This window comes from Brevibacillus panacihumi (assembly GCF_003710985.1).
In the GTDB taxonomy this organism is placed as follows: domain Bacteria; phylum Bacillota; class Bacilli; order Brevibacillales; family Brevibacillaceae; genus Brevibacillus; species Brevibacillus panacihumi.
Window position 1 is genome coordinate 397,915 of sequence record NZ_RHHT01000002.1, and the last position, 26,517, is coordinate 424,431.

Genomic DNA, 26,517 nt, shown 5'->3' on the forward strand with positions numbered 1-26,517 from the left:
AGGTCTTTTCCATTCTAAAACTACGAAAGGAGGGGAAGCGGAAGATGCCGCAATCGGTGTATATTCACATCCCCTTTTGTACGAATAAATGCTTTTACTGCGATTTCAACTCTTTTGTCACTCAAAATCCGCAGTTGGTATGGGATTACCTCGAAGCTCTGAAGCAAGAAATGAAGCTTACCTTTGCTAACAGAACCATGCAGCCCATCAAGACGATTTTTGTGGGTGGAGGAACACCTACCTTTCTCGATCTCGAACAGATGCGTTCCTTTCTGGAGACGGTCCAACATTTTCTCGGCAGCCATTTGGCGCCGGATCTCGAATTTACGATGGAAGCGAATCCTGGCACGACAGATGTGGAAAAACTGCGTCTGATGCGCGAGCTCGGGGTAAATCGGCTGAGCTTTGGGGTTCAGTCCTTCGACAATGCTCTGTTAAAACGGCTGGGACGCATCCATGATACGGACGATGTCTACCGCAGCGTGGAGAATGCCAGGGCTGCCGGCTTCGAGAATATCTCGATCGACCTGATGTTCGGCTTGCCGGACCAGACAATGGAGATTTTTCGGCAAACCCTGGACAAGGCATTTGCTTTGGGGACTACGCATTTTTCAGCGTACAGCCTGAAGGTAGAGGAGAATACATTGTTTCATACGCTTTACCAAAAGGACCAGTTGCCGCTCCCTTCGGAAGAGACCGAGCTTGCGATGTATCTGCTGCTGATCGAAGAGATGGAGAAGCACGGGTATCATCAGTATGAAATCAGCAATTTCGCCAAACCGGGCTGCGAAAGCAAGCACAATAAAACCTATTGGCTCAATAACGAATATGATGGTCTGGGAGCAGGAGCTCACGGCTATGTGAAGGGCAGAAGACACGTCAATGCCGGGCCTTTGCCGATCTACTTGCAGATGTGCAAGGAAGGTCTGCCGCGAGTCGATGAATTCGAAGTTCCGCGCGAAGATGCGATGGAAGAGCAGATGATTTTAGGCCTTCGACTGAGTGAAGGAGTAGATCTTGCACGCTTTGCAAATCGTTTCGGCTCTGATGCGAAAGAAGTCTTCGGTGACGTAATCCGAGAAGAAATCGATAAAGGCATGCTGGAGGAAGTGGACGGATTTCTGCGCCTCACTCGGAAGGGGCTGCCGCTGGGAAATGAGGTCTTTGCGCGGTTTTTGCGCTAATTGCTGTCGAGATTTGCGAATGAACTCCAGGAAGTCCGTTGACAAATCCTTCTACTATTGATAATTTAGTATGTAGATTTAGCACTCGATAGCTATGAGTGCTAACAACGGGGAGGCGAAGTGATCTTATGTTATCTGACCGTCAAAGACTGATCTTGAACGCGATTGTCGATAATTACATTCATTCTGCCGAACCAGTTGGCTCCCGCACGATTTCCAAACGGGAAGACATAGGATATTCTTCGGCAACGATTCGCAACGAAATGTCTGACCTGGAAGAGCTGGGGTATCTCGAACAGCCTCATACCTCGGCAGGACGTGTCCCGTCTACAAAGGGATACCGGTTTTATGTCGACAACCTGATTCAGCCTCATCTGTTGAACGAGCAGGATTTGGTTAAACTAAAACAGTTGTTTGCCGAGCGAATTCTTCACGCTGAGCAAGTCGTGGAGTACACGGCCCAGATTTTGACGCAGCTTACCAACTATACGGCGATTGTCCTGGGACCGGAGATTTTTGAGCATCGTTTGAGAAATGTGCAAATCGTTCCGTTGAACGAAACACAGGCTGTGGCAATCATCGTCACGCACACCGGACGGGTAGAAAACAAACTGATTGATTTGCCGGATGGCATCGGGTCAAGTGAGATTGAAAGACTCGTCAACCTGCTGAATCATCGCCTGACAGACGTGCCGCTCTGGCAATTGCGCCAGCGCTTGTACCAGGAGATCTCAGGGGAAATGAGACGCCATACCGAGCAGTATGAGGAAATGCTCCAACTCCTTGATCAATCCTTCCAACAGGAAGAAACCGATCGTGTCTACCTGAGCGGTGCGACCAAGATTATGAACCAGCCGGAATTCCGGGATGTCGACAAAGTGAAGGATATTCTGGAATTACTGGAGCAGCACGACCAGTTGCTTCATATGTTGGGCATGCCAGCGAATGGACTGACAGTACGTATCGGTCAAGAAAATCAGCTAGACGCGATAAAGCAATGCAGTATTATCACCGCTTCGTATTCCCTCGGCGGCAAGCCGGTGGGGATGGTGGGAATCCTAGGGCCGACCAGGATGGAGTATAGCCGAGTTATTACTGTGCTCAATCATCTGGCAGAAGGGCTGTCGCGCATGCTGACCTCGCAGTTTGAAAAATAAAGCAAGGCACGAGTGAATGGCTGCCGGTCATCATGATCGGAGGAGCGACACAGGAGGTATTTCGAGTTGAGTGATGAGAAATGGACGAAGGAAATGACGGCCGAAGAGGAGCAATCGGCAGAAACAGTTGAAGCAGCAGAACAGCCTGAAGCTCCTGATACAGATTGGGAGCAGGAAGCAGCTAAATGGAAGGCACAGGCTGAAGACAATCAAAATAAAATGCTGCGTGCGATGGCTGACATGGAGAACCTCAGAAGGCGCGTTCGCAAGGAGCAGGAAGATTTGGCGAAGTACGCTTCGCTCAAAATCGTCGAAGAGCTGCTGCCCGTGCTCGACAACTTCGAGCGTGCATTGGCTGCTGATCGCGAAGCCATGACAGTGGAATCCCTGTTGACTGGTGTGGACATGGTATACCGTCAGATGGTTCAGGTCTTTGAAAAAGAAGGCTTGCAGGCAATCGAGGCAAAAGGCCAGCCTTTTGACCCGCACATTCACCAAGCTGTGATGCAGACGCAAGACCCTGACTTTGATTCGGGCGTCGTTGTCGAGGAGCTGCAGAAGGGCTATCAGTTCAAGGACAGAGTGATTCGGCCATCCATGGTCAAAGTGAATGAGTAGCATCAGGCATTCTTAAAACATTCCCAGATGTGAAGTGTTAGGAGGAACAGATTGTATGAGTCGCGTAATCGGAATTGACTTGGGAACTACAAACTCTTGTGTTGCGGTAATGGAAGGCGGAGAGCCAGTCGTTATCGCCAACGCGGAAGGAAACCGTACGACACCATCCGTCGTCGCGTATAAAAATGGAGAGCGTATCGTCGGGGAAGCGGCGAAGCGCCAAGCGATCACGAACCCTGACAACACCGTTATGTCGGTAAAACGCCATATGGGTACCAACCACAAGGAAATCATGGAAGGCAAAGAATACACGCCTGAACAAGTTTCTGCCATGATCCTGCAAAAGCTGAAGGCTGATGCGGAAAGCTATCTGGGCGAGACAGTGACGCAAGCGGTAATTACCGTGCCAGCGTACTTCAACGACAGCCAGCGTCAAGCGACCAAGGACGCAGGGAAAATCGCTGGACTGGAAGTGCTGCGCATCGTGAACGAGCCGACTGCGGCTGCGCTTGCTTACGGAATGGAAAAATCCGAAGACCAGACCGTTCTGGTATTTGACCTGGGTGGCGGTACATTTGACGTATCCATCCTGGAATTGTCCGAAGGCTTCTTTGAAGTAAAAGCGACATCTGGCGACAACAAGCTGGGTGGCGATGACTTCGACCAAGTGATCATAGATTACCTGGTCAGCGAATTCAAAAAAGAGCATGGCATCGATCTGTCCAAAGACCGCATGGCTCAACAGCGCTTGAAAGATGCAGCGGAAAAGGCGAAAAAAGACCTTTCCGGCGTGTTGACCACAACCATCTCTCTGCCATTCATTACAGCGGATGCTTCTGGTCCCAAACACTTGGAGATCAACCTGACTCGCGCCAAATTTGAAGAGCTGTCCGCCAACCTCGTGGAGCGTACGATGGGACCAACCCGTCAAGCTTTGCAAGATGCCGGACTTACTCCGAACGAGATTGATCGCGTCGTCCTCGTCGGCGGTTCCACTCGGATTCCAGCTGTACAGGAAGCGATCAAGAAATTTACCGGCAAAGAACCGCACAAAGGGGTTAACCCGGACGAGGTTGTAGCCCTTGGTGCTGCTGTGCAAGCTGGTGTACTTACCGGTGATGTCAAAGACGTTGTTCTTCTGGACGTAACGCCTCTCTCCCTGGGGATTGAGACATTGGGCGGCGTATTCACCAAATTGATCGACCGCAACACAACCATTCCTACCAGCAAGTCTCAAGTCTTCTCTACTGCGGCAGACAACCAGACTTCTGTAGAAATTCACGTCCTGCAAGGTGAGCGTCAGATGGCTGCCGACAATAAAACGCTGGGACGCTTCAACCTGACGGACATCCCGCCTGCGCCGCGTGGTATTCCACAAATCGAAGTATCCTTTGATATTGACGCCAACGGGATCGTGAATGTGCGTGCGAAAGACCTGGGTACCGGCAAGGAGCAACGCATTACGATCACGTCCAACACGGGCTTGAGCGATGAAGACATCGAGCGCATGGTAAAAGAAGCGGAACTGAACGCGGAAGCAGACAAAAAGCGCAAGGAAGAAGTAGAGGTTCGCAACGAGGCAGACCAGCTCGTCTTCACGACCGAAAAGACACTGAAAGAAGTGGAAGGCAAGGTTGACCAATCGCAGATCGATTCGGCCAACGCAGCCAAGGAGAAAGTGAAAAAAGCGCTGGAAGGCGGAAACATCGAGGAAATCAAATCTGCCAAAGACGAACTTTCCGCGATCGTTCAACAAATTTCCATGAAGCTGTACGAACAGGCAGCTCAAGCTGCTCAAGCTCAAGGCGGAGCTGGAGCAGGTGCAGAAGGGGAAACGAAGAAAGACAACGTGGTTGATGCCGACTACGAAGTGGTAGACGACAAAAAATAGTCACGTTGGCACATTCTTCACCATGTGACCCACTTAGAAGTCAAAGTCACGCGTTGTGACTTTGACTTTTTTTCAAGTCTGTCACATGCTATGATAACAGTTGACTGTCATGGGAGTGATGTAGGAGATGAAGCGTGATTACTACGAGGTGTTGGGCGTAGCCAAGGATGCGAGCGCGGACGAGATCAAGAAAGCGTATCGTCGGTTGGCACGCCAGTATCACCCGGATGTGAATAAAGAGGCGAATGCCGAAGAGAAGTTTAAAGAAGTAAAGGAAGCCTATGATGTGCTCTCCGAACCGCAAAAGCGGGCGCAATATGACCGTTTTGGCCATCAGGATCCGAATCAGGGCTTTGGCGGCGGCGGATTTGACGCATCGGGAATGGGCGGCTTTGGCGATATTTTTGATATGTTTTTCGGCGGCGGTGCGAGAAGGGCGAATCCGAATGCGCCACGGAAAGGTGCCGATTTACAATTTGGCTTGAGCATCGAATTTACAGATGCGGTGTTCGGCAAGGAAACAGACGTGGAAATCCCGAAAGAGGCGGAGTGCGATACTTGTCACGGCTCGGGTGCCAAGCCTGGCACGGGAGTAGAGACATGTAAGACATGTAGCGGTACAGGACAACAGGAAGTCGCTGCAAACACGCCGTTTGGCCGGATTGTAAATCGACGCGTTTGTACCACATGTGAAGGAAAAGGGAAGGTCTTCAAGGAAAAGTGCTCCTCCTGCCGCGGCAGCGGTCGGGTCAAGGTGCGCCGCAAAATTCACCTCAACATTCCTGCCGGTGTGGACGATGGCGCTCAGCTTCGCGTCTCAGGCGAGGGAGAGCCGGGAGCAAACGGCGGACCGCCGGGCGACCTGTATGTGGTTTTGCGCGTAAAGCAGCATGAGTTCTTTGAGCGTGAGGGCAATGACATCTACTGTGAAGTTCCCCTGACTTACGCACAGGCAGCTCTCGGCGACGAGATCGAGGTTCCGACAGTAGACGGACGCGTGAAGCTGAAGATCCCAGCAGGGACGCAGACCGAGACATTTTTCCGCCTGCGCGGCAAAGGAGTTCCGCATTTGCGCGGCAGCGGCCGTGGCGACCAGCATGTCAAGGTGCGGGTGATTACGCCAACCAGACTGAGCGACAGGCAAAAAGAGCTCTTGCGCGAACTGGCTGAATTGTCGGGGGAGAAGCCGGGCCAACATGGCGGCGGGGTAGAGGATGAGAGCTTTTTTGAAAAAATGAAACGGGCGTTCCGCGGCGAATAAGGCCGCGGATACGTCTACATGCAAACATCTAAGGCAGGCAATAGGAACACACGGGGAGTGGTAGATTCATGAATTGGTCGGAAATTAGTATCCATACTACAGCAGAAGCTACAGAGGCGGTGTCCAGTCTTTTGTATGAATTGGGTGCCAACGGCGTCGTGATTGAAGATCCGGAGGTTCTGTATCGCGAATGGGATACGCCATTTGGTGAGATCTACCAGCTCTCCCCGGATGATTTTCCGGCCGAGGGCGTATTCGTCAAGGCGTATCTGCCGGTTGAAAGCCGCGATCTCCTCGAAGTGGTCGAAACATTGAGAGGACAGTTGGCAGAGCTGATCGAGTACGGTTTGGATATCGGCAAGGCAACGATCGCTGTCAACGATGTTCACGAGGACGAGTGGGCCCACGCCTGGAAAAAGTACTACAAGCCGATTCACGTGACGGATCGGATGACGATCAAGCCTGTATGGGAAGAGTACGAGCTGAAGTCGCCAGATGAAATCATCATCGAGATGGACCCCGGGATGGCATTCGGAACCGGGACACACCCGACGACGATTCTTTGCCTGCGTGCTATTGAGAAGTACATGTCCCCGGGCGATCGCATCTACGATGTCGGGACAGGCACTGCCATTCTCAGTATCGCAGCGGTCAAGCTCGGTGCAGAACACGTCCTCGCGATGGATCTAGACGAGGTGGCCGTTCGTTCTGCGCAAGCCAATACGGAACTGAACGGTGTGCATGAAAGTATTACGGTAAGGCAAAACAATTTGCTTGACGGCATCGAGGAGCAGGTAGAGATGGTAATCGCCAACATTTTGGCGGAAGTGATCGTCCGTTTTACTGACGATGTGTACCGGGTGTTGAAGCCGGGAGGAACCTTCATCGCATCAGGGATTATTGAAGCGCGGGAGGCAGATGTGAAACAAGCACTGACCGCGTCAGGACTCACCATCGTGGAAACCATTTTCATCGATGACTGGGTAGCAATTGTTTCAAAAAAACGATAGAATAGTGAGGTTGGCGAGATGCAACGATATTTTGTCGAGCCAGATCTCTTTTCCGAGAATGAGATTACCATTGTCGGCGACGACGTTCACCATATCGTAAATGTGATGCGGGCCAAGGAAGGCGACGAGATTTATGTCTCAGATGGTGAAGGGCGCTCTGCCAGGGCTGCGCTCGTCGTCTTGTCTGCCAAAGAAGTGAAGGCGCGTGTGCTTGAATGGCTGGATGAGCGGTCTGAGCTTCCGATCCGCATCACGATTGGACAAGGGCTGCCAAAAGGCGAGAAGATGGAGTGGATCTTGCAAAAGGGGACGGAACTGGGAGCGTACTCCTTTTTGCCGTTTTCTTCCGAGCGCACCATCGTCAAGCTGGACGCCAAAAAAGAAGCAAAAAAATTAGAACGCTGGCGCAAAATCGTGAAAGAGGCTGCTGAACAGTCGCATCGCGCAGTTTTGCCGCAATTGCTGCCACCTTCCTCGTTTCGCGAGGTCCTGAAGACAGCAGGGAATTACACTCGCTGTGCCATTGCTTATGAAAAAGAGGGCACAACGACACTGCATGAGGTATTTGGCGAGATGAAAGCAGAAGATACGCTGCTCGTTCTCATTGGACCAGAAGGAGGTTTTTCTCCCGAAGAAGTAGCGCTGGCAGAAGCGAATGGCTTTTTGCCGATCTCGCTTGGCTCACGCATCCTGCGGACAGAGACGGCAAGTCAGTATGTGCTGGCTTGCGCATCCTACCAGTTTGAGCGAATGAATGACACCGATGAGTGAAGGTGGAGGAGCAGGAAAAAAGGAGGTATAGCCATGTCTACTGTTGCTTTTCATACATTGGGTTGCAAAGTGAACAGCTATGAAACAGAGGCGATCTGGCAACTGTTCAAGGCAGACGGCTACGAACGGGTTGACTTTGAGCAAGATGAAGCCGATGTCTATGTGATCAATACATGTACCGTTACCAATACAGGGGACAAAAAAAGCCGGCAGGTGATCCGCCGCGCGATTCGTCGCAATCCGGAAGCAATCGTCGCTGTGACGGGATGCTATGCGCAGACGTCACCGAGTGAAATTGCCCAAATCCCGGGTGTGGATATTGTCGTCGGGACACAGGGCCGCGAGAAGCTGCTTGAATACGTGGAGCAGATTCGCCGCGAGCGTACCCCGATCAATGCCGTTGGAAATATTATGAAAGCACGCGAGTTCGAGGAGCTGGACGTGCCCAATTTCACAGACCGTACACGAGCCTCCCTCAAAATTCAGGAGGGCTGCAATAATTTCTGCACCTTCTGCATCATCCCCTGGGCACGCGGCCTGATGCGCTCCCGCCAGCCAGAGAGCGTCGTAGAGCAAGCCAAAAAGCTGGTGGAAGCAGGCTATCTGGAGATTGTCCTGACCGGGATTCATACCGGGGGCTACGGCGAGGATCTGGAGGATTACAACCTGGCCAAGCTGTTGGTCGACCTGCATCAGGTGGAAGGGTTGAAGCGCATCCGCATCAGCTCGATTGAGGCAAGCCAAATCACGGACGAAGTGATTCAGGTCATCAATGATTCGGATCGCGTCGTGCGCCATTTGCATGTTCCCTTGCAGGCAGGCGATGATGATGTGTTGAAACGGATGCGCCGCAAGTACACAACGGCTGAATTCTACGAAAAAATGGTCAAAGTTCGCCAGGCGTTGCCAGGTGTGGCGTTGACGACGGATGTGATCGTCGGCTTCCCGGGAGAGACAGAAGAACAATTCCAGAATGGCTACGATTATATTCGCAAGATCGGATTTGCTGAGCTGCACGTATTCCCGTACTCGATGCGTACAGGGACGCCTGCTGCCCGCATGACCGACCAGATCCCGGAGGAAGTGAAGCATGAGCGCGTCACCAAGCTTCTGGAGCTGAACCGCGAACTGCAGCTGGCGTATTCGCAGCAATTCGTCGGGGATGTCCTGGAAGTGATTCCTGAACGCCCGTACAAGGAGGCGCCGGACAGCGGCCTTCTGATGGGCTACTCCGACAACTACCTGAATGTCGTTTTCGCCGGGGATGAAAGCATGATTGGAAAAATCTGCAAGGTTCGTCTTGATGCTCCTGGTACGGAATACTGCAAAGGAACCTTTGTCCGCGTGCTGGAAGACGAACAGCTACCACTGTTGAAGGAGCGAGCCATATGAAGGAGATCTCGGCAGGAGGCGTTGTTTACCGTCAGCAGGACGGAGAGTACATGCTGCTTCTGATCGAAGACCGCTATGGCAAGGTGACGTTGGCAAAAGGCAAGCAGGAGCTGGGAGAAACCATTCAGGAGACAGCCTTGCGCGAAGTGCTGGAAGAGACCGGAGTTGCCGGACGTTTGGGTGAAAAGCTGGATACGATCAGTTACGAGTACACCCATCCCGCAACGGGAGATGTGGTGGACAAGGAAGTCCATTACTATTTGGTAGAGGCGTACAACACCGAGATTACCGTTCAGCTGGAGGAGATCAATGACGTGCATTGGCATCCGGCTGGTGAAGCGTGGGCCTTGCAGTTGGAGCGCGGATACCGCAATAATGATCAGATCTTTCGTTTGGCTTTTCAACATTTAGGGATTGAGGTGTAACCGATGACGGTTCATTTGAATGCTTATATTGACCATACCTTGCTGAAGCCTGAAGCGACTCAAGCCATGATTGACAAGCTGTGTGAAGAAGCGAAAACCCATTCGTTTGCTTCCGTGTGCGTGAATCCGTATTGGGTTGCACGGGCTGCGGAATTGTTGAAAGGCACGTCGGTCAAGGTTTGTACCGTGATCGGTTTTCCTCTGGGAGCGTCGACCTCAGCAGTAAAAGCAGCCGAGACGCGTGACGCGATTGCCAATGGAGCGACAGAAGTCGATATGGTGCTGAATGTAGGCGCACTCAAATCGGGTGATCTGGAGCAGGTTCGCTCCGATGTGGCGGCTGTCAAGCAAGCAGCTGGAGACATTTTGCTCAAGGTGATCCTCGAGACAGGTCTGTTGACAGACGAAGAAAAAGAGATTGCTTGCAAGCTGTGCGTGGAAGCAGGGGCTGATTATGTCAAAACCTCTACAGGCTTTGGTCCGGGTGGAGCGACTGTTGCTGACATCGCGCTGATGCGGCGGGCGGTTGGCAAAGATGTCGGAGTGAAAGCTTCCGGCGGTGTTCGAGACCGTGAAACCGCATTGGCGATGGTAGAGGCAGGGGCTACCCGAATCGGCACCAGCTCGGGCATTTCCATTGTTTCCGGAGACGCACAGGCAACAAATGGAGGATACTAGTCGAATCGTGAAGGAGCCTGGCCGGTTGTAGGTCGGGCTTCTTCCGTTTCCGTTTGCAAAAAGAAAAAAGAGAGAGCAGAGACAAGGAAGAGGGGTAAGAGAAATGAAAATCGTCAATGGCATACTGATCCTGCTCGTTTTTTATGGAGTCGGAACGTTGGCGAGCAAATGGCTTCACATTCCATTGCCGGGCAATTTGATTGGCATGCTGCTTCTGACCCTGGCCCTGTACAAGGGGTGGATTCGCATGGACTGGGTGGAGCAGGCAAGCAATCTCTTGATCCGCCACATGCTGTTGTTTTTTGTACCCATCATTGCGGGTGTCGCTTCGTATCTCGGATTTTTTGCGGATGATCCGTTGCCGATTTTGCTTGCGCTCATTTCCGGCCCGTTCCTGGTTATGATCGTGACAGGAAAAGTCGTGCAATGGTACGTAAATAGGCAGCAGAACACAAAAAAACCAGTCCTGCCGCAAGAGGGGAGATCACTCGATGCTTAAGGAACTGTTGGCGATCCTGCTGATTGTGGCAGGCTATAAAGTGGCGATGATGATTGCAGCACGCAAGCCGATCTTTCAACCATTGATCGTATCCGTGGTACTTGTCTGGGTAAGCTGGTGGCTTCTGAGCAATGACTGGGAAGCCTTCTCGGCTGGAGGTGCTTGGATCTCCTACTGGCTCGGTCCCGCGACAGTAGCACTGGCCGTCCCGTTGGCGAAACAAATCAAGGAATTCGCCCATATCTGGCGCGGCCTCTTTCTGGGAATAGCAGCAGGATGCGGGGTGTCGATTCTTTCCGTCCTGCTGATTCACGCCTGCTTTGGCTTTGACAACTCCGTGATGTACAGCATGCTTAGCAAATCTGTCACCACCCCGATCGCCCTGGAATTAGCGCATTCCGTAGGAGGAATTCCAGCGCTGGCTGCTTTGTTTACAGCCTTGACGGGCTTCATCGGCACCATGTTTGCCCAGCCTCTCCTTGCCTGGGCTGGAGTGACCGACGATCGGGCCATCGGAGTGGCTGTGGGAACGAGCACTCATGCCATCGGTACAGCAAGTTTGAACCGCATCTCCCAAGCACAGATGGCTGCCTCTTCCGTAGCGATGATCGTCGCCGGGGTCATGACGTCGCTGTATCTGATTCCGTTTTCCCTATGAGCTTGCCTTTGGCGATTCAGCGCTTCTTGTCGGGGATCAGCCATTGAATGAAGCCAGCTATCTGTGCAGTGAATGGCAGCGCCACCAGCGAGCAGATCAGGTTGAAGATCGTTTGGGAATGCGCAATCTGCATGGAGACATTATCCGTTAAGAAGGCGCTGACGAGGGCAAGCTGAGATAAGAAAGGCAAAAAGATCAAGGCCCCTGCTACGTTGAACAAGGTATGGCACCAGGCTACCTGTTTGGATGCCGTATTGGTGCCGATACTGGCGATCACGGCGGTAAAACAGGTGCCGATGTTGGCTCCCAGCACGATCGCCAAGGCAGTCTCCATCGTAAGAATCTGGTTGCTCATCAGTCCCATCGTGATCACGGTCGTAGCCGTACCGCTGTGAATCAAGGCAGTGAAAATGATCCCGGTGACGAGGCCGATCCAGATCGAATGTCGACTTTCCAGAAAAAGGGAACGAAAGGTGTCCGATTGTTCCAAAGGGGCAGCCATGACTTTCATGGTGTCAATCCCGAGGAAAATCAAGCCGAATCCTGCGACCACAAGCCCGATGCAGCGAATGCTTTTTTTAGGCATCAGCCACAGAGCGGCGCCGATCAATAGCATCGGTACTGCGAACGACTCCAGCTTGAGCGCCACCAGCTCTGTGGTGACGGTGGTGCCCAGATTGGTCCCGAGAATAATGCCTACGGTCTGGGTAAACGGAATCATTCCGGCATTCGTCAAACCAATTGTCAAGACCGTAACCGCACTGGAGCTTTGCAGGATAAAGGTCGTGATCAAGCCCATCCAGAAGCTGTGGGCAGGTGTACGGGTGACCTTGTACATCCACTGCTCCATTTTTTTGCCGGCCAGGTTTTGAAATCCCGAACGCATGGCATACAGGCCAAATAGAAAAAAACTTAATCCGATCGAAAACGGTGCGAGAACAGAGAGAAACACGAAACGATCCTCCTTCCAGCGATTCTTTGAGCTGGGGGTGGGAATGACGCATAATATACGCTATGCTTGTACGCAGACAGGCATGACTAGGAGGACATACATGGCACGAATTCACTTGCATCAGCATCGGAAAAAAAGACTGGAAGCAGGACATCCATGGATTTACCAGTCGGAGGTTGCGCAAATCGAAGGGGAAGTGATTCCTGGCGAGATCGTCGAGGTCGTCAACCACAAAGGGCATTTTCTCGCGAAGGGATATATCAATCCAGCCTCACAGATTTTGGTCCGCATCCTCAGCTACGATCCAGAGGAAAAGATCGACTACACCTTCTTTTTACGCAAAATTCGCGAGGCGTCCGAGTTCCGGACCCGATTTGTCGACAATCCTCGGGCATGCAGGGTGCTTTACGGCGAGGCTGATTTCTTGCCGGGCTTGATCGTAGACCGGTATGAGGATGTGCTGGTTGCCCAAGTGCTGTCGCTCGGCATGGAGATGCGCCTGGATTGGATCCGGGACGCTTTGGTAGAGGTCTACCAGCCGCAGGGGATCTATCTGCGCAACGATGTGCCTGTGCGCGAGCGAGAGGGATTGGAGCAGGGCAAAGGGGTTCTGTATGGGGAATGCCCGCGAGAAGTGACGATTGAGGAAAACGGCTTGAAGTACATCGTCGACATCATGGAAGGCCAAAAGACAGGCTTTTTTTACGATCAGCGGGAGAATCGCGCTGCCATCCAGCCCTTGATGAAAGGCTGGGGAGAAAAGCACGGAATTACCTTGCAGCAGGTCGAATCCATGCCGGAACAAAAGCTGGTCCCTGTAGACAAGCGCGGCAAGGTGATCAAAAACCCGTTCTGGGACGGTGCAGAGGTCCTGGAATGCTTTACGCATACGGGATCATTTACGCTGAATGCCTGCAAACACGGCGCAAAAAAAGTAACGGCACTGGATATTTCCGAGCATGCAATCGAGACGGCGAAGCGAAATATTACTCTGAATGGTTACTTGCATCGGGTTGATTTTGTCGTTGCCAATGCATTTGACTATTTGCGCCAGCAGGTGGAAGCGGAAAGCTCCTGGGACGTCGTCATTCTCGATCCGCCTGCCTTCGCCAAATCGCGCTCAGCAGTGAAAGGAGCGATCCGCGGCTACAAGGACATCAACCTCAACGGCATGAAGCTCGTCAGACCCGGTGGTTATCTGGTGACCGCTTCCTGCTCGTACCACATGTCGCCTGAACTGTTCCTGGAGACGATCCAGGAGGCGGCAATGGATGCGAAAAAAATCCTGCGCCTGATCGAATGGCGCGGGGCCGGGAAGGATCACCCGCAAATCAGCGGAGCTGACGAAGGACACTACCTGAAATTCGCTATCTTTGAAGTGCGAAACCGCCGTTAGGACCAACACCAGACATACCTGATCCGTCCGTCGTACCTTGTTTTTGCAAAAGGGTTTGTTGTATCCTGTAGGATGGATTCTGCCGGGATAGAGCAGTTGCCCTTCTTTTGCATAGGATAGAAGGGATGATACGGGTTAGGCTCTCTGTCAGCCAGAGAGGAAAGGAGCATGACAATCATGAGTAGGGAGAAAATTCGTCTCGGTATCATTTATGGAGGGAAATCCTCAGAGCATGAGGTTTCATTGCGTACAGCCCTGTCCATCATGAAAGCGGTGGATGCAAATAAATACGAGATCACGCCGATCTATGTCTCACTGGACGGCACTTGGACGATGGGGGACGCTGTAACCGGCCAACTACCTGACAAGATTGCTTCCTTGCGTTTGCAAGACCAAGATGCTGCAGGAATTGCAGAACGCAAGGATTCCCAGCTCGTCAGTACGACCCGGAAAGCATCCCCTTTTGCCATTGGAGAACAAGTAGATGTCATTTTTCCAGTCGTGCACGGTCCCAACGGGGAGGACGGTACCATACAAGGTCTGCTGGAGCTGGCCAATCTCCCCTACGTGGGGGCTGGCGTGATGGCATCTGCTGTCGGGATGGACAAATGGATGATGAAGACCGTCTTCGCCCAAGTCGGATTGCCGCAAGTGAAATATGTAGGTCTTCTGCGCTCGCAATGGGAGCGGAATCGGGAAGGCAGCATGGATCGGATCGAGGAGGAGCTCGGTTTTCCTTGCTTCGTGAAGCCTGCCAACATGGGCTCCAGCGTCGGGGTCAATAAAGCGAAAAACAGGGATGAACTGGCGCGCGCTCTCGATATTGCCGCAAAATTTGACCGTCGCCTAATTGTCGAAGAATACGTAAATGCCCGTGAACTGGAAATCGGCGTGCTGGGAAATGAAGAGTTGATCACCTCGGTGGTCGGAGAAGTGATCGCCTCGAAGGAATTTTACGATTACGAAGCCAAGTACAAGGGCGCGGGGACTGAATTGTCCATTCCTGCCATCGTTCCTGAGCATGTCACGGAGCAGATCGCAGAGATCGCCAAGACCGCTTTTCTGGCTTTGGACGCCTCCGGTCTGTCACGTGTCGATTTCTTCTGGGACGAGAAGAACGACAAGCTCTACATCAATGAGGTCAACACCATGCCGGGCTTTACGCCGTTCAGCATGTATCCGATGCTGTTTCAGGCAGCGGGAATCAGCTACAGCGAGTTAATCGACAGGCTCGTCCAATTGGGGCTCGAGCGCCACGAAGACAAGCAGCGCAATATCGTGGACGCGGAAGAATTGGAATAAGAACAAACGTGCAACAAAATCCATAGAAGATAAAGAAGGATGCCCATGACAGGCATCCTTCTTTGCATTCTCCCGGCATTCAGCATCCCGCCGGAAGTTGTATTGCGTGGGCATTGCGGAGTCGATTTACTTCCGTTGTTCCAGATCAGAGATGACTGTCCACAGCTCCATGCCTCGGGATGCTTTGAACAAAAAGGCATGATCGCTGTCGCGCATGGGAAGCAGTGCGGCAACCGCCTCCTCTTTGGTGGCAACGTGGAGCTTGGTGCCTTCATAGGCATCGCTGATGTGGCGGGAGTGTTGACCCACGGTCACGAGCATGGAAAAGCGGTCGCGCAACGTGTTGGCGTATGCTCCCACTTGCCTGTGCAGAGCATCGCTTTCCATCCCCAGTTCATACATGTCGCCGAGGACGAGCACCTTTTTGCGCTCGGGAAAAAGTTCGGCAAAGGTTCCAATCGCGCCTTGCATCGAGGTCGGGCTAGCGTTGTATGCATCGCTGACATAGACAGGGCCATGGGGGGAGTCGATTTGCTCAAAGCGCATGGCGGAGAGCTGTACAGTGGCCAAAGCTGCGGCGATCTCGTCATGCGACATTCCCATCCGCTTGGCAATCGCGATCGCAGGCAAGGCGTTCAGGACGCTATGCTTGCCGTAGAGTGGGAGGAATGCCTTCATGCGATCTCCGCTGGCAAAGCATGCGGTGAAGCGCATGCCGCCTTCTGTGGTCTCTATGTCTTCCGCCCACAAATCTGCTTTGCCATTGATCGAATAATAGAGGATTTCTCCCGGGTACAGATGGGCGATCTGGCGCAGATATTCGGAATCTCCATTCAGAATTGCCAGCCCATCTGCAGCGGTGTGGGGCAGGAGCTCCGCTTTCGCCAGGGCAATTTTTTCCTTGGAGCCGAAATGCTCGATATGTGATTCTCCTATGTAGGTGATCACGCTGATTTCAGGCCGGACCAGCGAAGCGAGCAGATCGATCTCCCCGGCATGATTCATCCCCAGCTCAAGGACGACAGCTTGATGCGCTGGCTCCACCTGCAGCAAGGAGTAAGGGACTCCGAGGTGGTTGTTGAAGTTCTTGTACGTCTTATAAAGGGGAAAACGGCTTTCCAGGACATGGGACACGATATCCTTGGTCGTGGTCTTGCCGATGCTTCCGGTAATTGCGATGTAGGGAATGGTAAAATCTCTACGATAGCCTGCAGCCAGTTTTTGAAAAGCTCGCAAGGTGTCGTTGACCAGGATCAGGCCAAATCCATCAGGCAATTGCGCCGGAATTTTCGTCTGGTCGCTGACGATGGCGGCAGCGGCTCCTTTTTCAGCAGCCTGCAGAAGGAATTCATGTCCATCTCTTGCGCCGCTTGTGATCGCGACGAACAATGCGCCTTCGGTTAATTGACGGGTGTCGAAGTGGACGGAGGTTACTTGCGCTTCAGGAACTCCTGTGAGCAATATACCTTCCGCCAGCAAGGCTGCCTGTTTCAGGGCGACTGGTTTCATATGGAAAAACTCCTTTGTCATGATATCCTCCAAACCTCGAGGTCATGCTAACACGCGATCCTGCTGGCCGCAAGGGAAAATTCCTGTGAAGCCGGGATTGATTCGCTTCCCTGGCTTCGCTATCATGGTAGGTATCATTACATACATACGAAGCAATCCTCTCAGGGATGTATAGGCGAAAGGAGTTTCCCCCATCATGGAAAAGAGCATATTTACACGCATCATGGAAAATGAGATCCCGGCGCGCATCGAGTACGAGGACGACAAGGTCATCGTCATTCACGATATCGCACCGAAAGCGAAGGTGCATCTGTTGATCATTCCGCGCAAGCCGATCCCTACTTTAATGGACGTCACGGAAGAAGACCTTCCGCTGATTGGCCATATCCATCAGGTTGCCCAAAAGCTGGCACAAAAATTGGAATTAAAAGGGTTCCGCTTGATCAATAACTGTGGTAAAGAGGGCGGTCAGGAAGTCTTTCATATCCATTTCCATCTGCTCTCCGGATTTCATGAATAAAAGTGAACTAAAGGTTGACCTCCTTTAGTCGAATATCCTATAATGAAGTGTGACAGTCTGTTCGTATGAAAAGTCGATTCAGGCGTCCCACGGTTTTAGCGGAGGGAGGGAAGACAAATGGCAGAAATTCGAGTCAAGAAAAACGAGTCTTTGGATAGCGCACTTCGCCGCTTCAAGCGTGAAAGCGCAAAATCTGGGGTGATGGCAGAACTGCGTAAACGTCGTCACTTTGAGAAGCCTAGCATTAAACGGAAGAAAAAATCCGAAGCTGCTCGCAAGCGCAAGTACTAATTGACGGAGGGCTCATCATGAGTGTAATGGAGCGACTCGATCAAGATATGAAGCAGGCAATGAGAGACAGAGCTGCTCTAAAACTCTCTGTTATCCGCATGGTGAAAGCCGCGTTAAAGAACGAAGAGATAAATAAAGGCAGACTTTTGTCTGACGATGAAGTGCTGACCATCTTGACTCGTGAGTTAAAACAACGCCGTGAATCCCTCCACGAATTTGAGAAGGCAGGCCGTGAGGAACTTGCCTCGAAAGCGCGCGAAGAGATCGACGTGCTGTCCGCTTACTTACCCGCTCAGCTTAGCGAAGATGAGATTCGTGAAATCGTTCGGGAAGCAATTGCCTCCACCAATGCCACCTCCAAAAAGGAGATGGGCAAGGTGATGGGCGCGATCATGCCGAAAGTAAAAGGGAAAGCAGACGGAAACCTCGTGCAGAAGATTGTATCTGAGGAATTACCGATGTGATGAGTAACCCCCTCATAATAGATACGACAGAAAAACTCAACCGCATGCCGGTTGGGTTTTTCTTTATATATGAAAAAAATGAAACGATTGTCGAATTCCTCCGTATACCATAGTAACCATTCGTGAAATGATTCTTGGAAAGGAGGTAGAAACGATGAGTGGAACCCGAACGGTTTGGGGACGCACGCGATTACTCCTGTCGATGTTTTGTATACTGGCTTCTATGATCCTTTCGCTCATACCTGCGCAGTCTCACGCACAAACCTATCAAAAAGCAGTCTGGATTCCCGTGGAAAAAGAAATTGAACGCGGTCTGGAAAGCTTTTTGCGCAGAGCGTTTGCAGAAGCCGAGGCACAGCAGGCTGATTTGGTTATCCTGGAGATAAACACACCAGGTGGCAGAATCGATTCGGCCGGGGCAATCGGGCAACTGATACGTCAATCTCCGCTCCATGTCGTCGCCTACATTGACAATCAGGCATTCTCGGCAGGGACGTACATCGCATTGAACGCGAATGAGATCGTAATGACGCCCGGTAGCAGCATGGGAGCAGCCACTCCGATTGATTTGGCGGGGAATGCAGCGGAGGTCAAATTAATCTCAGGCTGGTCCAACCAGATGAAGGCAGCCGCCGACCTGAATAACCGCAATCCTGATGTCGCCAGGGCGATGGTGGAGATCGACACCGAATTCCCTGGACTGAAGCCAAAAGGAACCGTTCTCTCGCTTGATTCGAAACGGGCAAAAGATCTTGGCTATGCCGACCGCATCGTGAACAACAAGAATGAATTGCTTAGTCTGTACGGTATTTCAGCAGACACGATGCAGACCATCGAGCCGACGGTTGGAGAAAACGTGGCGCGCTGGGTGACGAGTCCCGTCGTGATGAGCATGCTCTTGGTCATCGGTCTGGTGGGGATCGTGGTCGAGCTGTTTGCCCCGGGATTTGGCGTCGCCGGAACCATTTCTCTCTGCGCATTCAGTCTCTATTTCTTCGGCCATTACGTAGCTGGATTTGCCAACTGGCTGCACATCGGACTATTTCTACTCGGTATCTTGCTCATGATCCTGGAGATATTTCTGCCAGGAGGTATTGTCGGAGCGATCGGCTTTATCAGTATCGTCAGCGGGCTGGTAATGGCAGCCTACGATACAGAGCAAGGACTTGCCTCGCTGGGAATCGCAGTGCTGATCACCGCAATTGTTGCCTTCCTGCTAATCAAGAAGTATGGATTGAAAGGGCTGCTCAACCGATTTATCTTGGGGGATGAGCAGAGCAATGAACGCGGGTATGTCGCGCCGAAGGATCAGCGCGATCTGGTAGGCAAGAAAGGGATCGCTCTGACACCGTTCCGTCCAGCAGGAGTAGCCAAAATCGAGGGTACGCGCGTCGATGCAGTCTCTGCCGGCGGATTTATCCAGGCAGGTATGCCCGTCGTAGTCGTACTGGTAGAAGGCACCCGTGTCGTCGTGCAAGAAGAAGAACCAAACAGTCAGGGCCGATCTGTTTGACCGCAAGTTGCCCCATCACTTTCTGAAAAGCGTCGAGACGTTTTTCACAGTAAAGGAGTAGGATATTCATGCTAGAAGGCGGATTGATTCCTCTTATTTTCATGGTCGCAGTCGCGATCGTCGTTCTCTCCATTTTCTTTTCGTTCGTTCCGGTCATGCTCTGGATTTCTGCGCTCGCTTCCGGCGTGCGCATCGGAATTATTACCCTGGTAGCGATGCGTTTGCGTCGTGTCATTCCATCCCGGATCGTGAATCCGCTGATCAAAGCGCGCAAAGCCGGTTTGGAGCTGGATACAAACCAATTGGAGAGCCACTATCTTGCAGGCGGTAATGTAGACCGCGTCGTCGATGCTCTCGTAGCAGCACAGCGCGCAGACATTCCACTCGGATTCGAGCGTGCCGCAGCGATTGACTTGGCTGGCCGTGACGTACTGGAAGCGGTACAAATGAGTGTAAACCCGAAAGTAATCGAGACTCCGTTGGTAGCCGCGATGGCGAAAGACGGGATCGAGCTGCGGACGAAAGCCAAGGTTACGGTTCGCGCCAATATTGACAGACTGGTCGGGGGTGCCGGTGAAGAAACGATCATCGCCCGCGTCGGGGAAGGGATCGTCTCGACCATCGGTTCGTCCAACAGCCACAAGGACGTGTTGGAAAACCCCGATATGATCTCGAAGACTGTACTGAACAAAGGGCTGGATGCTGGAACTGCTTTTGAAATTCTCTCGATTGATATTGCCGACGTCGATGTGGGTAAAAACATCGGTGCAGAGCTCCAGACTGATCAAGCCGAAGCGGATAAGCGCATCGCACAGGCGAAAGCCGAGGAGCGCCGCGCAATGGCGGTAGCGACCGAGCAAGAGATGAAAGCGCGCGTCCAAGAGATGAAGGCAAAGGTCGTCGAAGCCGAGGCGCAAGTCCCGCTGGCTCTCTCCGAAGCGCTGAAATCCGGAAAGCTCGGCGTCATGGACTACTACAACATGCAAAATATAGCGGCAGATACACAGATGCGTCAATCGTTTGGATTGCCGGGTGACAAGCAGAAACCAGCCGAAACAGATCAGAAGGAATAAGGGAAACCAACATGGATGACCTGTTTGATCTGCTTTTCGACCTCTTCGGATGGGTCCTGCCGCTGATCGGCAAGTTCTGGTTCCTGATCCTCGGATACCTGGGCTATAAATTGTTCGGTCAGGCTGCAAAGAAGTCTGCCCAGGATCAAAGGAGACGAACGCTCACTCCTGTAGAAAGCGGAGGATTTCCGTCCCCCTCCCAGAAGGTGGAAAGGAAAACCGTACGCGCCTCCTCCCGTTATGAACCTGTACAGGTAGAGCAACGCGATGATGAGGAATGGGATCGTCCGTATGAGCCAGAGGCAGAGCCTGAGAAGAGAAGTCTCGAGGGCATTGACCGAACTCCCGACAAGGGATTGCCAGACAGGCCAGAGGCAGAGGCAAAGCCTGCGATAAACCTGGACCCTCGAGAAGGGATGAAATGGGCGCTGATTTTTGGCGAACCCCGCTCCAAACGGCCGTATGCTTCTCCTACCACCCGGGGGAGAAGCGAGTAGCCGAATACAAGCATTGCCAATAGGCAGATTCCGCATGCAGAGATTTCGCTTGCGGGATCTGCCTTTTTGTTGTATTTGTCGAATTTGCTCGAAATTCCAGGCTTGTCTTGTCGGAAAAGGTTCACTACTATTTATTCATAGAAATATTTTCCATATCTGGTCCTGGGAGTTGGTCTAAATCATGGAGCCAAAAGAAATGGTACAGATGGGACGTTTTCGCCAAAAAGTGATTCAACTCGCCATCGTTGAAAAAAAGTCAATTTACGAAACGGCGATTGCGTGTGGATGCACGGCAGAAAAGGTAAAGCGCGTGATTAAAAAGTGGAAAGCTCTTTCCCGCAATCAAGTCTTAAGCAACCCTTCTCCAAAAAAAGAATAGTACGTGATGTAACGGCTGACCTAAGGGTAGATGTACTGCTCGAGGGTCAGCTTTTTTTCGGAAAACTCCTCCGCACTGCTGTATTCCGACGAATCACTTCCCGTCTCGGCGCATAAAGATGGGTAAGAATGGTTTCGCAAGCCCGATGGAAGCCAGGGAAGGTGTGGCGAAGCAACAGAAACGGAATCGGCGTTGGAGCGCCAGTAGGAGAGGGGGCTTTTCCATGAGGCGTTGGAGCCGCCGTCTGCGTCATCTGGCCGGAGGGGTTTTGGACCTGCCGCAAGATGTAGTTCTGGAAGTCCCGCGGATCACGATGATCGGCCATTTGCAGATGTACATAGAAAATCACCGCGGAGTTCTGCACTTCAGTGAAAAAGAGCTCCGCTTATTGTTAACCAATGGGCAGTTGATTGTCTCGGGAGAACAGCTCGTCATTCGCGCGATCCTGCCAGAGGAAGTATTGCTGGAGGGCAGAATCGGCGGAGTGAAGTTCGTGTAAATTCACAAAAAGGTGGGAAGATCTCTTATGCGTTATGGGCTGAAGGAATGGGCAGAAGGATACGTCACCATCACCGTCCGAGGAAAGCGTTTTGAACGCTTCCTCAACATGGTGGTGCGGGAAGGGCTGCGGGTCTGGAATATCCGGCGGGTGGGAGCGGAGACATGCCGTTGCGATATCCTGATCGCAGATTATTTTCGTCTTCGTCCATTCTTGCGGGAGACAGGCTGTCGAAGCCATGTGGAGCAGCGGGAGGGCTTGCCATTTTGGATGGTTCGACTGCGCCGTCGATCGGGCTTAGGGATAGGGGCTGTTTTATTTTTTGTCGGATTGTACATGCTCTCCTCGTTTGTGTGGACAGTAGAGGTGACCGGGACCAAGCAGATGAGTCCCCAAAAAGTACTGCAGGCCGCTGAGCAAATCGGGATTAAAGAAGGGGCCTGGAAGGTCAAACTAAAAGAACCCCTATTGCTGCGGAAGGAATTAATGACTCTATTGCCGGAAGCAAGTTGGATCGGGGTTACGATACAAGGCACAAAGGTAACGCTGAACGTAGTGGAAAAAGACGATCCCGTCAAGCCGATCGTCTTGGGACCGCGCCATCTTGTCGCAAAAAAACGCGCAGTGATCCATACGATACTCCCCGAAGCCGGGCGCAGCCAGGTGAAGGTGAATCAATTCGTGGAGAAGGGACAAGTGCTCGTCTCCGGCATCATTGGCAGCGAGGAGCGCCAACGGGCAGTCGCCGCACGCGGCACAGTTAAGGGAGAGGTCTGGTATACCAGCGATGCTTCCGTTCCGCTCAAGCAAACCCAATACCGTCTGACCGGAGAAAAGCTGGGGCAGCAGTACCTCATTGTGGGGCCGTATGCTGTGCAAGTCTGGCCCTGGAACAAGCAAAGCTTCGCCCTGTACGAGAGCAAGGAGGCGCGGTTTATGCCGAGCTATGCGGGATACACCTCGCCGGTCGGCTGGAAGCAGGTGGAGCAGTCGGAGGTTGTGGAAAGCCAGGTGGAACTGAGCACGGAGGAGGCCGTCGCGTATGCCAAACGCTTTGCCCGCGAGGATATTTTGCGCAAGGCGGGAAAGGATGCCGTCATCCGGGAGGAAAAAGTTTTGCACGCCACCACAGAGAATGGTAAAGTTTACGTAAGCATTCATTTTTCAGTCATCGAAGACATCGCTGTTGAACAGCCGATTGTGGGAATTCCCCAATCTCCTGAGCCCGACAGCACCCCATGATAACCGTTCCGAGGAGATGGAAGCCTGTTGCACGTACAAGAAGAGGTAAAAATCCCATTTTCAGACGCATCAGAGGCCTTGCTGCTGTTTGGACCGCATGACGCGTATCTCAAATTGATCGAGGCAAAAAGCAACGCCAAGATCGTGACCAGAGAAGGAGAACTGGCGATTAGCGGTGATAAGGCAGAAGTGGATAAGCTGGCAGAACTGATTGACATCCTGCTGCAATTGATTCGCCGCGGCATTGCCCTATCCGAGAGAGATATTTCCTATGCGATGATGTTGATCGAACGCGGAGAAGGAGCGGATTTGCTGGACGTGTATGACGAAGAAGTCGCACGTACCCAACGAGGCAAGCCGATCCGGGCCAAAACTTTGGGGCAGCGGCATTATCTGTCTGCCATCAAACGACATGATATTGCCTTTGGGATTGGACCTGCGGGTACAGGGAAGACCTATTTGGCTGTCGTCATGGCAGTCAGTGCCTTAAAAATGGGACGAGTCAAGCGCATCGTACTGACACGCCCTGCAGTGGAAGCCGGAGAGAGTCTCGGCTTTTTGCCAGGTGATCTGCAGGAAAAGGTCGATCCATACCTGCGGCCGCTCTACGATGCACTGTATGATATGCTCGGGACCGAACAGGTAGCCAAGATGATGGAAAGAGGCTTGATCGAAGTGGCACCGCTCGCATACATGCGCGGACGGACTTTGGAAGACTCCTTTGTCATTTTGGACGAAGCACAAAATACCACGCCCGAACAGATGAAAATGTTCCTGACCCGCCTTGGCTTCGGCTCCAAGATGGTGATTACCGGCGACGTGACCCAGGTCGACCTGCCAAAAGGCAAGAAATCGGGTCTGCGCGAGGCAGAGCGCATTTTAAGTCCGATCTCTGATGTTGCGTTCATTCGCTTCCAAGAAGGAGACGTCGTCCGTCACAGACTGGTGCAAAAAATCATTGAAGCCTACGCCAAGGAAGAGGCAGATCAGAATAGCCGTTAAAATGCTGGAAGCTAAAGGAGATCACATCGTGCTAGCGGTAGAGATTTTGCATGAAGAAGTAGAGCCTATTGCAGAAAGTCTGCAAGACCTGATTATCCGCTGCCTGCAAAAAGCCGCAGCCAAGGAAGAGGTCAGCGGCGAGGTAGTTGTAACACTGGTCAACAACGAGCGCATTCACGAGCTGAACCGCGATTACCGCGGAGTGGACCGTCCCACAGATGTCCTTTCCTTTGCCATGAATGAAGAAGGCGAAGGAGAGATGGAGATTTTCATCGACGAAAGTGAAATCGATGAGTATCCCAATATGTTAGGAGACATCATCATCTCCTTGCCGAAAACACGCGAGCAGGCCGAAGAATACGGTCACTCCTTTGAACGGGAGCTTGGTTTTCTCGCTGTTCATGGATTTTTGCACCTGCTTGGCTACGACCATGGCACGGAGGCAGAGGAGAAGGAGATGTTTTCCCGTCAAGAAGAGGTTCTGCAGGAAATCGGCTTGACGAGGTAGGAGATCGCTTTGAAGGAATGGAGACGTTTGGGGCGCAGCTTTGCCTGCGCGATGGAAGGAATCGTCCATACCGTCAAGACACAGCGAAATATGCAAATCCATCTGGTCGCCGCCGTCCTTGCATTGGCGGCTGCCTGGTGGCTGGAGATTGATCGTACCGAAGTGATCTGGGTCCTGATCGCCATCACACTGGTGCTGGTATTGGAACTGGTCAATACCGCAATCGAATCAGTCGTGGATCTCGTCACCTCCGATTGGCATGCCAAGGCAAAAGTCGCCAAGGATGCTGCGGCGGGGGCAGTGCTGGTCGGAGCGATTTTGTCCGTTGCGATCGGGATGGCGGTGTTCGGCCCTCCTTTGTACGAGAAATTTCTGGGATAAGCCAATCTAAGAGGTACCAGACGAACTGGCGGGAGGCCAGATGTCTGGTTTCTTGGTGTCTGCGAAGAAAAGGCGTCATCGATACGCGACCGAGGAGGAAGGAAGAGTATGGATCAACAAGCTTTGCTGGCGCAAGCGCTGGAAGCTAGAAAAAGGGCGTACGTCCCTTATTCCCGCTTTGCGGTGGGAGCGGCCCTGCTGACAGAAGACGGAAAGGTCTATCTGGGCGGCAATATCGAAAACGCTGCTTATTCCTTGTGCAATTGTGCCGAGCGCACGACGATTTTCAAGGCGTATTCCGAGGGTGACCGCCGATATGCGGCGTTGGCTGTAGCTGCTGACACGCCGGGCCCTGTCTCCCCATGCGGTGCTTGCCGGCAGGTAATGGCTGAGCTGTGCCCGCCGGACATGCCAGTCTATTTGACGAATCTGAAGGGAGAAGTTCTGGAGACGACTGTATCAGCCCTGTTGCCAGGGGCTTTCACCAAGGAGGATTTACGTGGATAACCGCAAGACCAAACAATCATTCAAATCTGGCTTCGTCACCATCGTCGGAAGACCCAATGTGGGCAAGTCTACGCTGATCAATCACATGGTCGGACAAAAGATCGCGATCATGTCAAACAAGCCGCAAACAACCCGCAACAAGATCACGGCTGTCCATACAACGGAGAATGGTCAGATCGTCTTCATCGATACGCCGGGCATTCACAAGCCCAAGTCCAAGCTGGGAGACTATATGGTCTCAGTAGCCGAGAATACCTTGAATGAGGTGGACCTGGTGCTGTTCGTGGTGGATGCGACCGAAAAGCGGGGAGCCGGTGATGAGTATATCATCGAGCGGCTCAAGCAGGTCAAAACCCCTGTCTTTTTGGTCATCAACAAAATCGACAAGGTCCATCCCGAGGCGCTGCTGCCCATCATCGACGACTATCGCCAGCTATATGATTTCAAGCAAATCATTCCGATCTCGGCTCTCGAGGGAAACAATACGGGTTCCTTGTCCGAAGCGATATTTGGCGAGATGGAAGAAGGACCGATGTATTACCCGGCCGACCAGGTGACGGATCATCCGGAGCGCTTCGTCGTCGCCGAGCTGATCCGGGAAAAGGTCTTGCATTTGACCCGGGAAGAGGTGCCTCACTCCATCGCTGTCGTCGTGGAAGAGATGAAGCGCGGCGATAATGGGAAAACCCTGTACATCTACGCCGCGATCTACGTGGAGCGGGATTCGCAAAAAGGAATTCTGATCGGCGAGAAGGGGCAGATGCTCAAAGAAATCGGCCGCCGCGCCCGCCAGGATATCGAACGTCTGCTGGGGGACAAGGTCTTTTTGGAGATCTGGATCAAGGTGAAAAAAGACTGGCGCAATCAGGAACGGATGCTGCGCAACTTCGGTTTTTACGACGAAGAGTAGAGGTCAGGTGAAATTTTTCCAAGGGATA

30 protein-coding genes are annotated in these 26,517 nt (G+C 52.4%); 28 read left to right on the forward strand and 2 right to left on the reverse strand.

Annotated elements, in window-relative coordinates:
- The first annotated feature begins 44 nt into the window (after positions 1-44).
- From hemW to EDM58_RS02000, 12 genes are all read left to right on the forward strand, one after another.
- A complete protein-coding gene (gene hemW / locus EDM58_RS01945) occupies positions 45-1,184 on the forward strand; it encodes a radical SAM family heme chaperone HemW (protein WP_122911823.1) in 1,140 nt (379 codons plus the stop codon).
- A 128-nt stretch (positions 1,185-1,312) separates the two neighbouring features.
- Entirely contained in the window at positions 1,313-2,341 is a 1,029-nt protein-coding gene (gene hrcA / locus EDM58_RS01950) for a heat-inducible transcriptional repressor HrcA (RefSeq protein WP_122911824.1), read from the forward strand.
- A gap of 66 nt (positions 2,342-2,407) precedes the next feature.
- Complete coding sequence (gene grpE, locus EDM58_RS01955) at positions 2,408-2,959, forward strand: nucleotide exchange factor GrpE (protein ID WP_122911825.1); 552 nt, start codon at positions 2,408-2,410, stop codon at positions 2,957-2,959.
- A 55-nt stretch (positions 2,960-3,014) separates the two neighbouring features.
- Positions 3,015-4,850, forward strand: a complete 1,836-nt coding sequence (dnaK, locus tag EDM58_RS01960; RefSeq protein ID WP_122911826.1) for a molecular chaperone DnaK — start codon at positions 3,015-3,017, stop codon at positions 4,848-4,850.
- Positions 4,851-4,977: 127 nt separating this feature from the next.
- Positions 4,978-6,111, forward strand: coding sequence for a molecular chaperone DnaJ (dnaJ, locus tag EDM58_RS01965; protein ID WP_122911827.1), 1,134 nt, complete (start codon positions 4,978-4,980; stop codon positions 6,109-6,111).
- 68 nt (positions 6,112-6,179) lie between these two features.
- The gene (gene prmA / locus EDM58_RS01970) at positions 6,180-7,121 is read left to right on the forward strand and encodes a 50S ribosomal protein L11 methyltransferase (protein WP_122911828.1); all 942 of its coding nucleotides are present in this window, start codon (positions 6,180-6,182) and stop codon (positions 7,119-7,121) included.
- Between the two features lie 18 nt (positions 7,122-7,139).
- Entirely contained in the window at positions 7,140-7,892 is a 753-nt protein-coding gene (locus EDM58_RS01975; protein WP_122911829.1) for a 16S rRNA (uracil(1498)-N(3))-methyltransferase, read from the forward strand.
- A 33-nt stretch (positions 7,893-7,925) separates the two neighbouring features.
- Entirely contained in the window at positions 7,926-9,284 is a 1,359-nt protein-coding gene (gene mtaB, locus EDM58_RS01980) for a tRNA (N(6)-L-threonylcarbamoyladenosine(37)-C(2))-methylthiotransferase MtaB (protein WP_122911830.1), read from the forward strand.
- The gene (locus tag EDM58_RS01985; RefSeq protein WP_122911831.1) at positions 9,281-9,709 is read left to right on the forward strand and encodes an NUDIX hydrolase; all 429 of its coding nucleotides are present in this window, start codon (positions 9,281-9,283) and stop codon (positions 9,707-9,709) included. The genes mtaB and EDM58_RS01985 overlap by 4 nt, the downstream gene beginning before the upstream one ends.
- Positions 9,710-9,712: 3 nt before the next feature.
- Entirely contained in the window at positions 9,713-10,387 is a 675-nt protein-coding gene (deoC, locus tag EDM58_RS01990; protein ID WP_122911832.1) for a deoxyribose-phosphate aldolase, read from the forward strand.
- Positions 10,388-10,490: 103 nt separating this feature from the next.
- Positions 10,491-10,886, forward strand: a complete 396-nt coding sequence (locus tag EDM58_RS01995) for a CidA/LrgA family protein (protein ID WP_122911833.1) — start codon at positions 10,491-10,493, stop codon at positions 10,884-10,886.
- Positions 10,879-11,544 carry an LrgB family protein gene (locus EDM58_RS02000; protein ID WP_122911834.1) on the forward strand — a complete coding sequence of 222 codons (666 nt, stop codon included), beginning with the start codon at positions 10,879-10,881 and terminating at the stop codon, positions 11,542-11,544. Before EDM58_RS01995 ends, EDM58_RS02000 begins: the two co-directional genes overlap by 8 nt.
- A gap of 16 nt (positions 11,545-11,560) precedes the next feature.
- Here EDM58_RS02000 and EDM58_RS02005 read toward each other — a convergent pair whose 3' ends face one another.
- Positions 11,561-12,496, reverse strand: a complete 936-nt coding sequence (locus EDM58_RS02005) for a Na/Pi cotransporter family protein (protein ID WP_122911835.1) — start codon at positions 12,494-12,496, stop codon at positions 11,561-11,563.
- 100 nt (positions 12,497-12,596) lie between these two features.
- Between EDM58_RS02005 and EDM58_RS02010 the strand changes: the two genes are divergently transcribed.
- Both EDM58_RS02010 and EDM58_RS02015 read left to right on the forward strand, forming a co-directional pair.
- Positions 12,597-13,892, forward strand: coding sequence for a class I SAM-dependent rRNA methyltransferase (locus EDM58_RS02010; RefSeq protein WP_122911836.1), 1,296 nt, complete (start codon positions 12,597-12,599; stop codon positions 13,890-13,892).
- A 177-nt stretch (positions 13,893-14,069) separates the two neighbouring features.
- On the forward strand, positions 14,070-15,194 hold the full coding sequence (locus EDM58_RS02015; RefSeq protein WP_122911837.1) for a D-alanine--D-alanine ligase: 1,125 nt from the start codon (positions 14,070-14,072) through the stop codon (positions 15,192-15,194).
- 126 nt (positions 15,195-15,320) lie between these two features.
- Here EDM58_RS02015 and EDM58_RS02020 read toward each other — a convergent pair whose 3' ends face one another.
- A complete protein-coding gene (locus EDM58_RS02020; protein ID WP_122911977.1) occupies positions 15,321-16,703 on the reverse strand; it encodes a UDP-N-acetylmuramoyl-tripeptide--D-alanyl-D-alanine ligase in 1,383 nt (460 codons plus the stop codon).
- A 196-nt stretch (positions 16,704-16,899) separates the two neighbouring features.
- On the opposite strand from EDM58_RS02020, the gene EDM58_RS02025 reads away from it, so the two are divergent.
- The 14 genes from EDM58_RS02025 (at position 16,900) to era (ending at position 26,489) form a co-directional block, all read left to right on the forward strand.
- The gene (locus tag EDM58_RS02025; protein ID WP_122911838.1) at positions 16,900-17,223 is read left to right on the forward strand and encodes a histidine triad nucleotide-binding protein; all 324 of its coding nucleotides are present in this window, start codon (positions 16,900-16,902) and stop codon (positions 17,221-17,223) included.
- Between the two features lie 117 nt (positions 17,224-17,340).
- The gene (rpsU, locus tag EDM58_RS02030; protein WP_003390641.1) at positions 17,341-17,514 is read left to right on the forward strand and encodes a 30S ribosomal protein S21; all 174 of its coding nucleotides are present in this window, start codon (positions 17,341-17,343) and stop codon (positions 17,512-17,514) included.
- 17 nt (positions 17,515-17,531) lie between these two features.
- A complete protein-coding gene (locus EDM58_RS02035; RefSeq protein WP_023554783.1) occupies positions 17,532-17,978 on the forward strand; it encodes a GatB/YqeY domain-containing protein in 447 nt (148 codons plus the stop codon).
- Positions 17,979-18,132: 154 nt separating this feature from the next.
- On the forward strand, positions 18,133-19,491 hold the full coding sequence (locus EDM58_RS02040) for an NfeD family protein (protein ID WP_122911839.1): 1,359 nt from the start codon (positions 18,133-18,135) through the stop codon (positions 19,489-19,491).
- 68 nt (positions 19,492-19,559) lie between these two features.
- Entirely contained in the window at positions 19,560-20,564 is a 1,005-nt protein-coding gene (floA, locus tag EDM58_RS02045) for a flotillin-like protein FloA (RefSeq protein WP_122911840.1), read from the forward strand.
- An 11-nt stretch (positions 20,565-20,575) separates the two neighbouring features.
- Entirely contained in the window at positions 20,576-21,061 is a 486-nt protein-coding gene (locus tag EDM58_RS02050) for a hypothetical protein (protein WP_122911841.1), read from the forward strand.
- Positions 21,062-21,242: 181 nt separating this feature from the next.
- Entirely contained in the window at positions 21,243-21,440 is a 198-nt protein-coding gene (locus EDM58_RS02055) for a sigma-70 family RNA polymerase sigma factor (protein WP_122911842.1), read from the forward strand.
- 223 nt (positions 21,441-21,663) lie between these two features.
- A complete protein-coding gene (yqfC, locus tag EDM58_RS02060; RefSeq protein WP_023554778.1) occupies positions 21,664-21,939 on the forward strand; it encodes a sporulation protein YqfC in 276 nt (91 codons plus the stop codon).
- A gap of 27 nt (positions 21,940-21,966) precedes the next feature.
- Positions 21,967-23,181 (forward strand): sporulation protein YqfD, encoded by a 1,215-nt coding sequence (gene yqfD / locus EDM58_RS02065; RefSeq protein WP_122911843.1) that lies wholly within the window; start codon positions 21,967-21,969, stop codon positions 23,179-23,181.
- A gap of 27 nt (positions 23,182-23,208) precedes the next feature.
- On the forward strand, positions 23,209-24,183 hold the full coding sequence (locus EDM58_RS02070; RefSeq protein WP_122911844.1) for a PhoH family protein: 975 nt from the start codon (positions 23,209-23,211) through the stop codon (positions 24,181-24,183).
- A gap of 1 nt (position 24,184) precedes the next feature.
- Positions 24,185-24,691 (forward strand): rRNA maturation RNase YbeY, encoded by a 507-nt coding sequence (ybeY, locus tag EDM58_RS02075; RefSeq protein ID WP_425455594.1) that lies wholly within the window; start codon positions 24,185-24,187, stop codon positions 24,689-24,691.
- Positions 24,692-24,700: 9 nt separating this feature from the next.
- Positions 24,701-25,072: a diacylglycerol kinase family protein gene (locus EDM58_RS02080; RefSeq protein ID WP_122911845.1), complete on the forward strand. Its 372-nt coding sequence runs from the start codon at positions 24,701-24,703 to the stop codon at positions 25,070-25,072.
- A 108-nt stretch (positions 25,073-25,180) separates the two neighbouring features.
- Positions 25,181-25,579, forward strand: coding sequence for a cytidine deaminase (locus tag EDM58_RS02085; protein WP_122911846.1), 399 nt, complete (start codon positions 25,181-25,183; stop codon positions 25,577-25,579).
- Positions 25,572-26,489, forward strand: a complete 918-nt coding sequence (era, locus tag EDM58_RS02090; RefSeq protein ID WP_122911847.1) for a GTPase Era — start codon at positions 25,572-25,574, stop codon at positions 26,487-26,489. Before EDM58_RS02085 ends, era begins: the two co-directional genes overlap by 8 nt.
- Positions 26,490-26,517 lie beyond the last annotated feature (28 nt).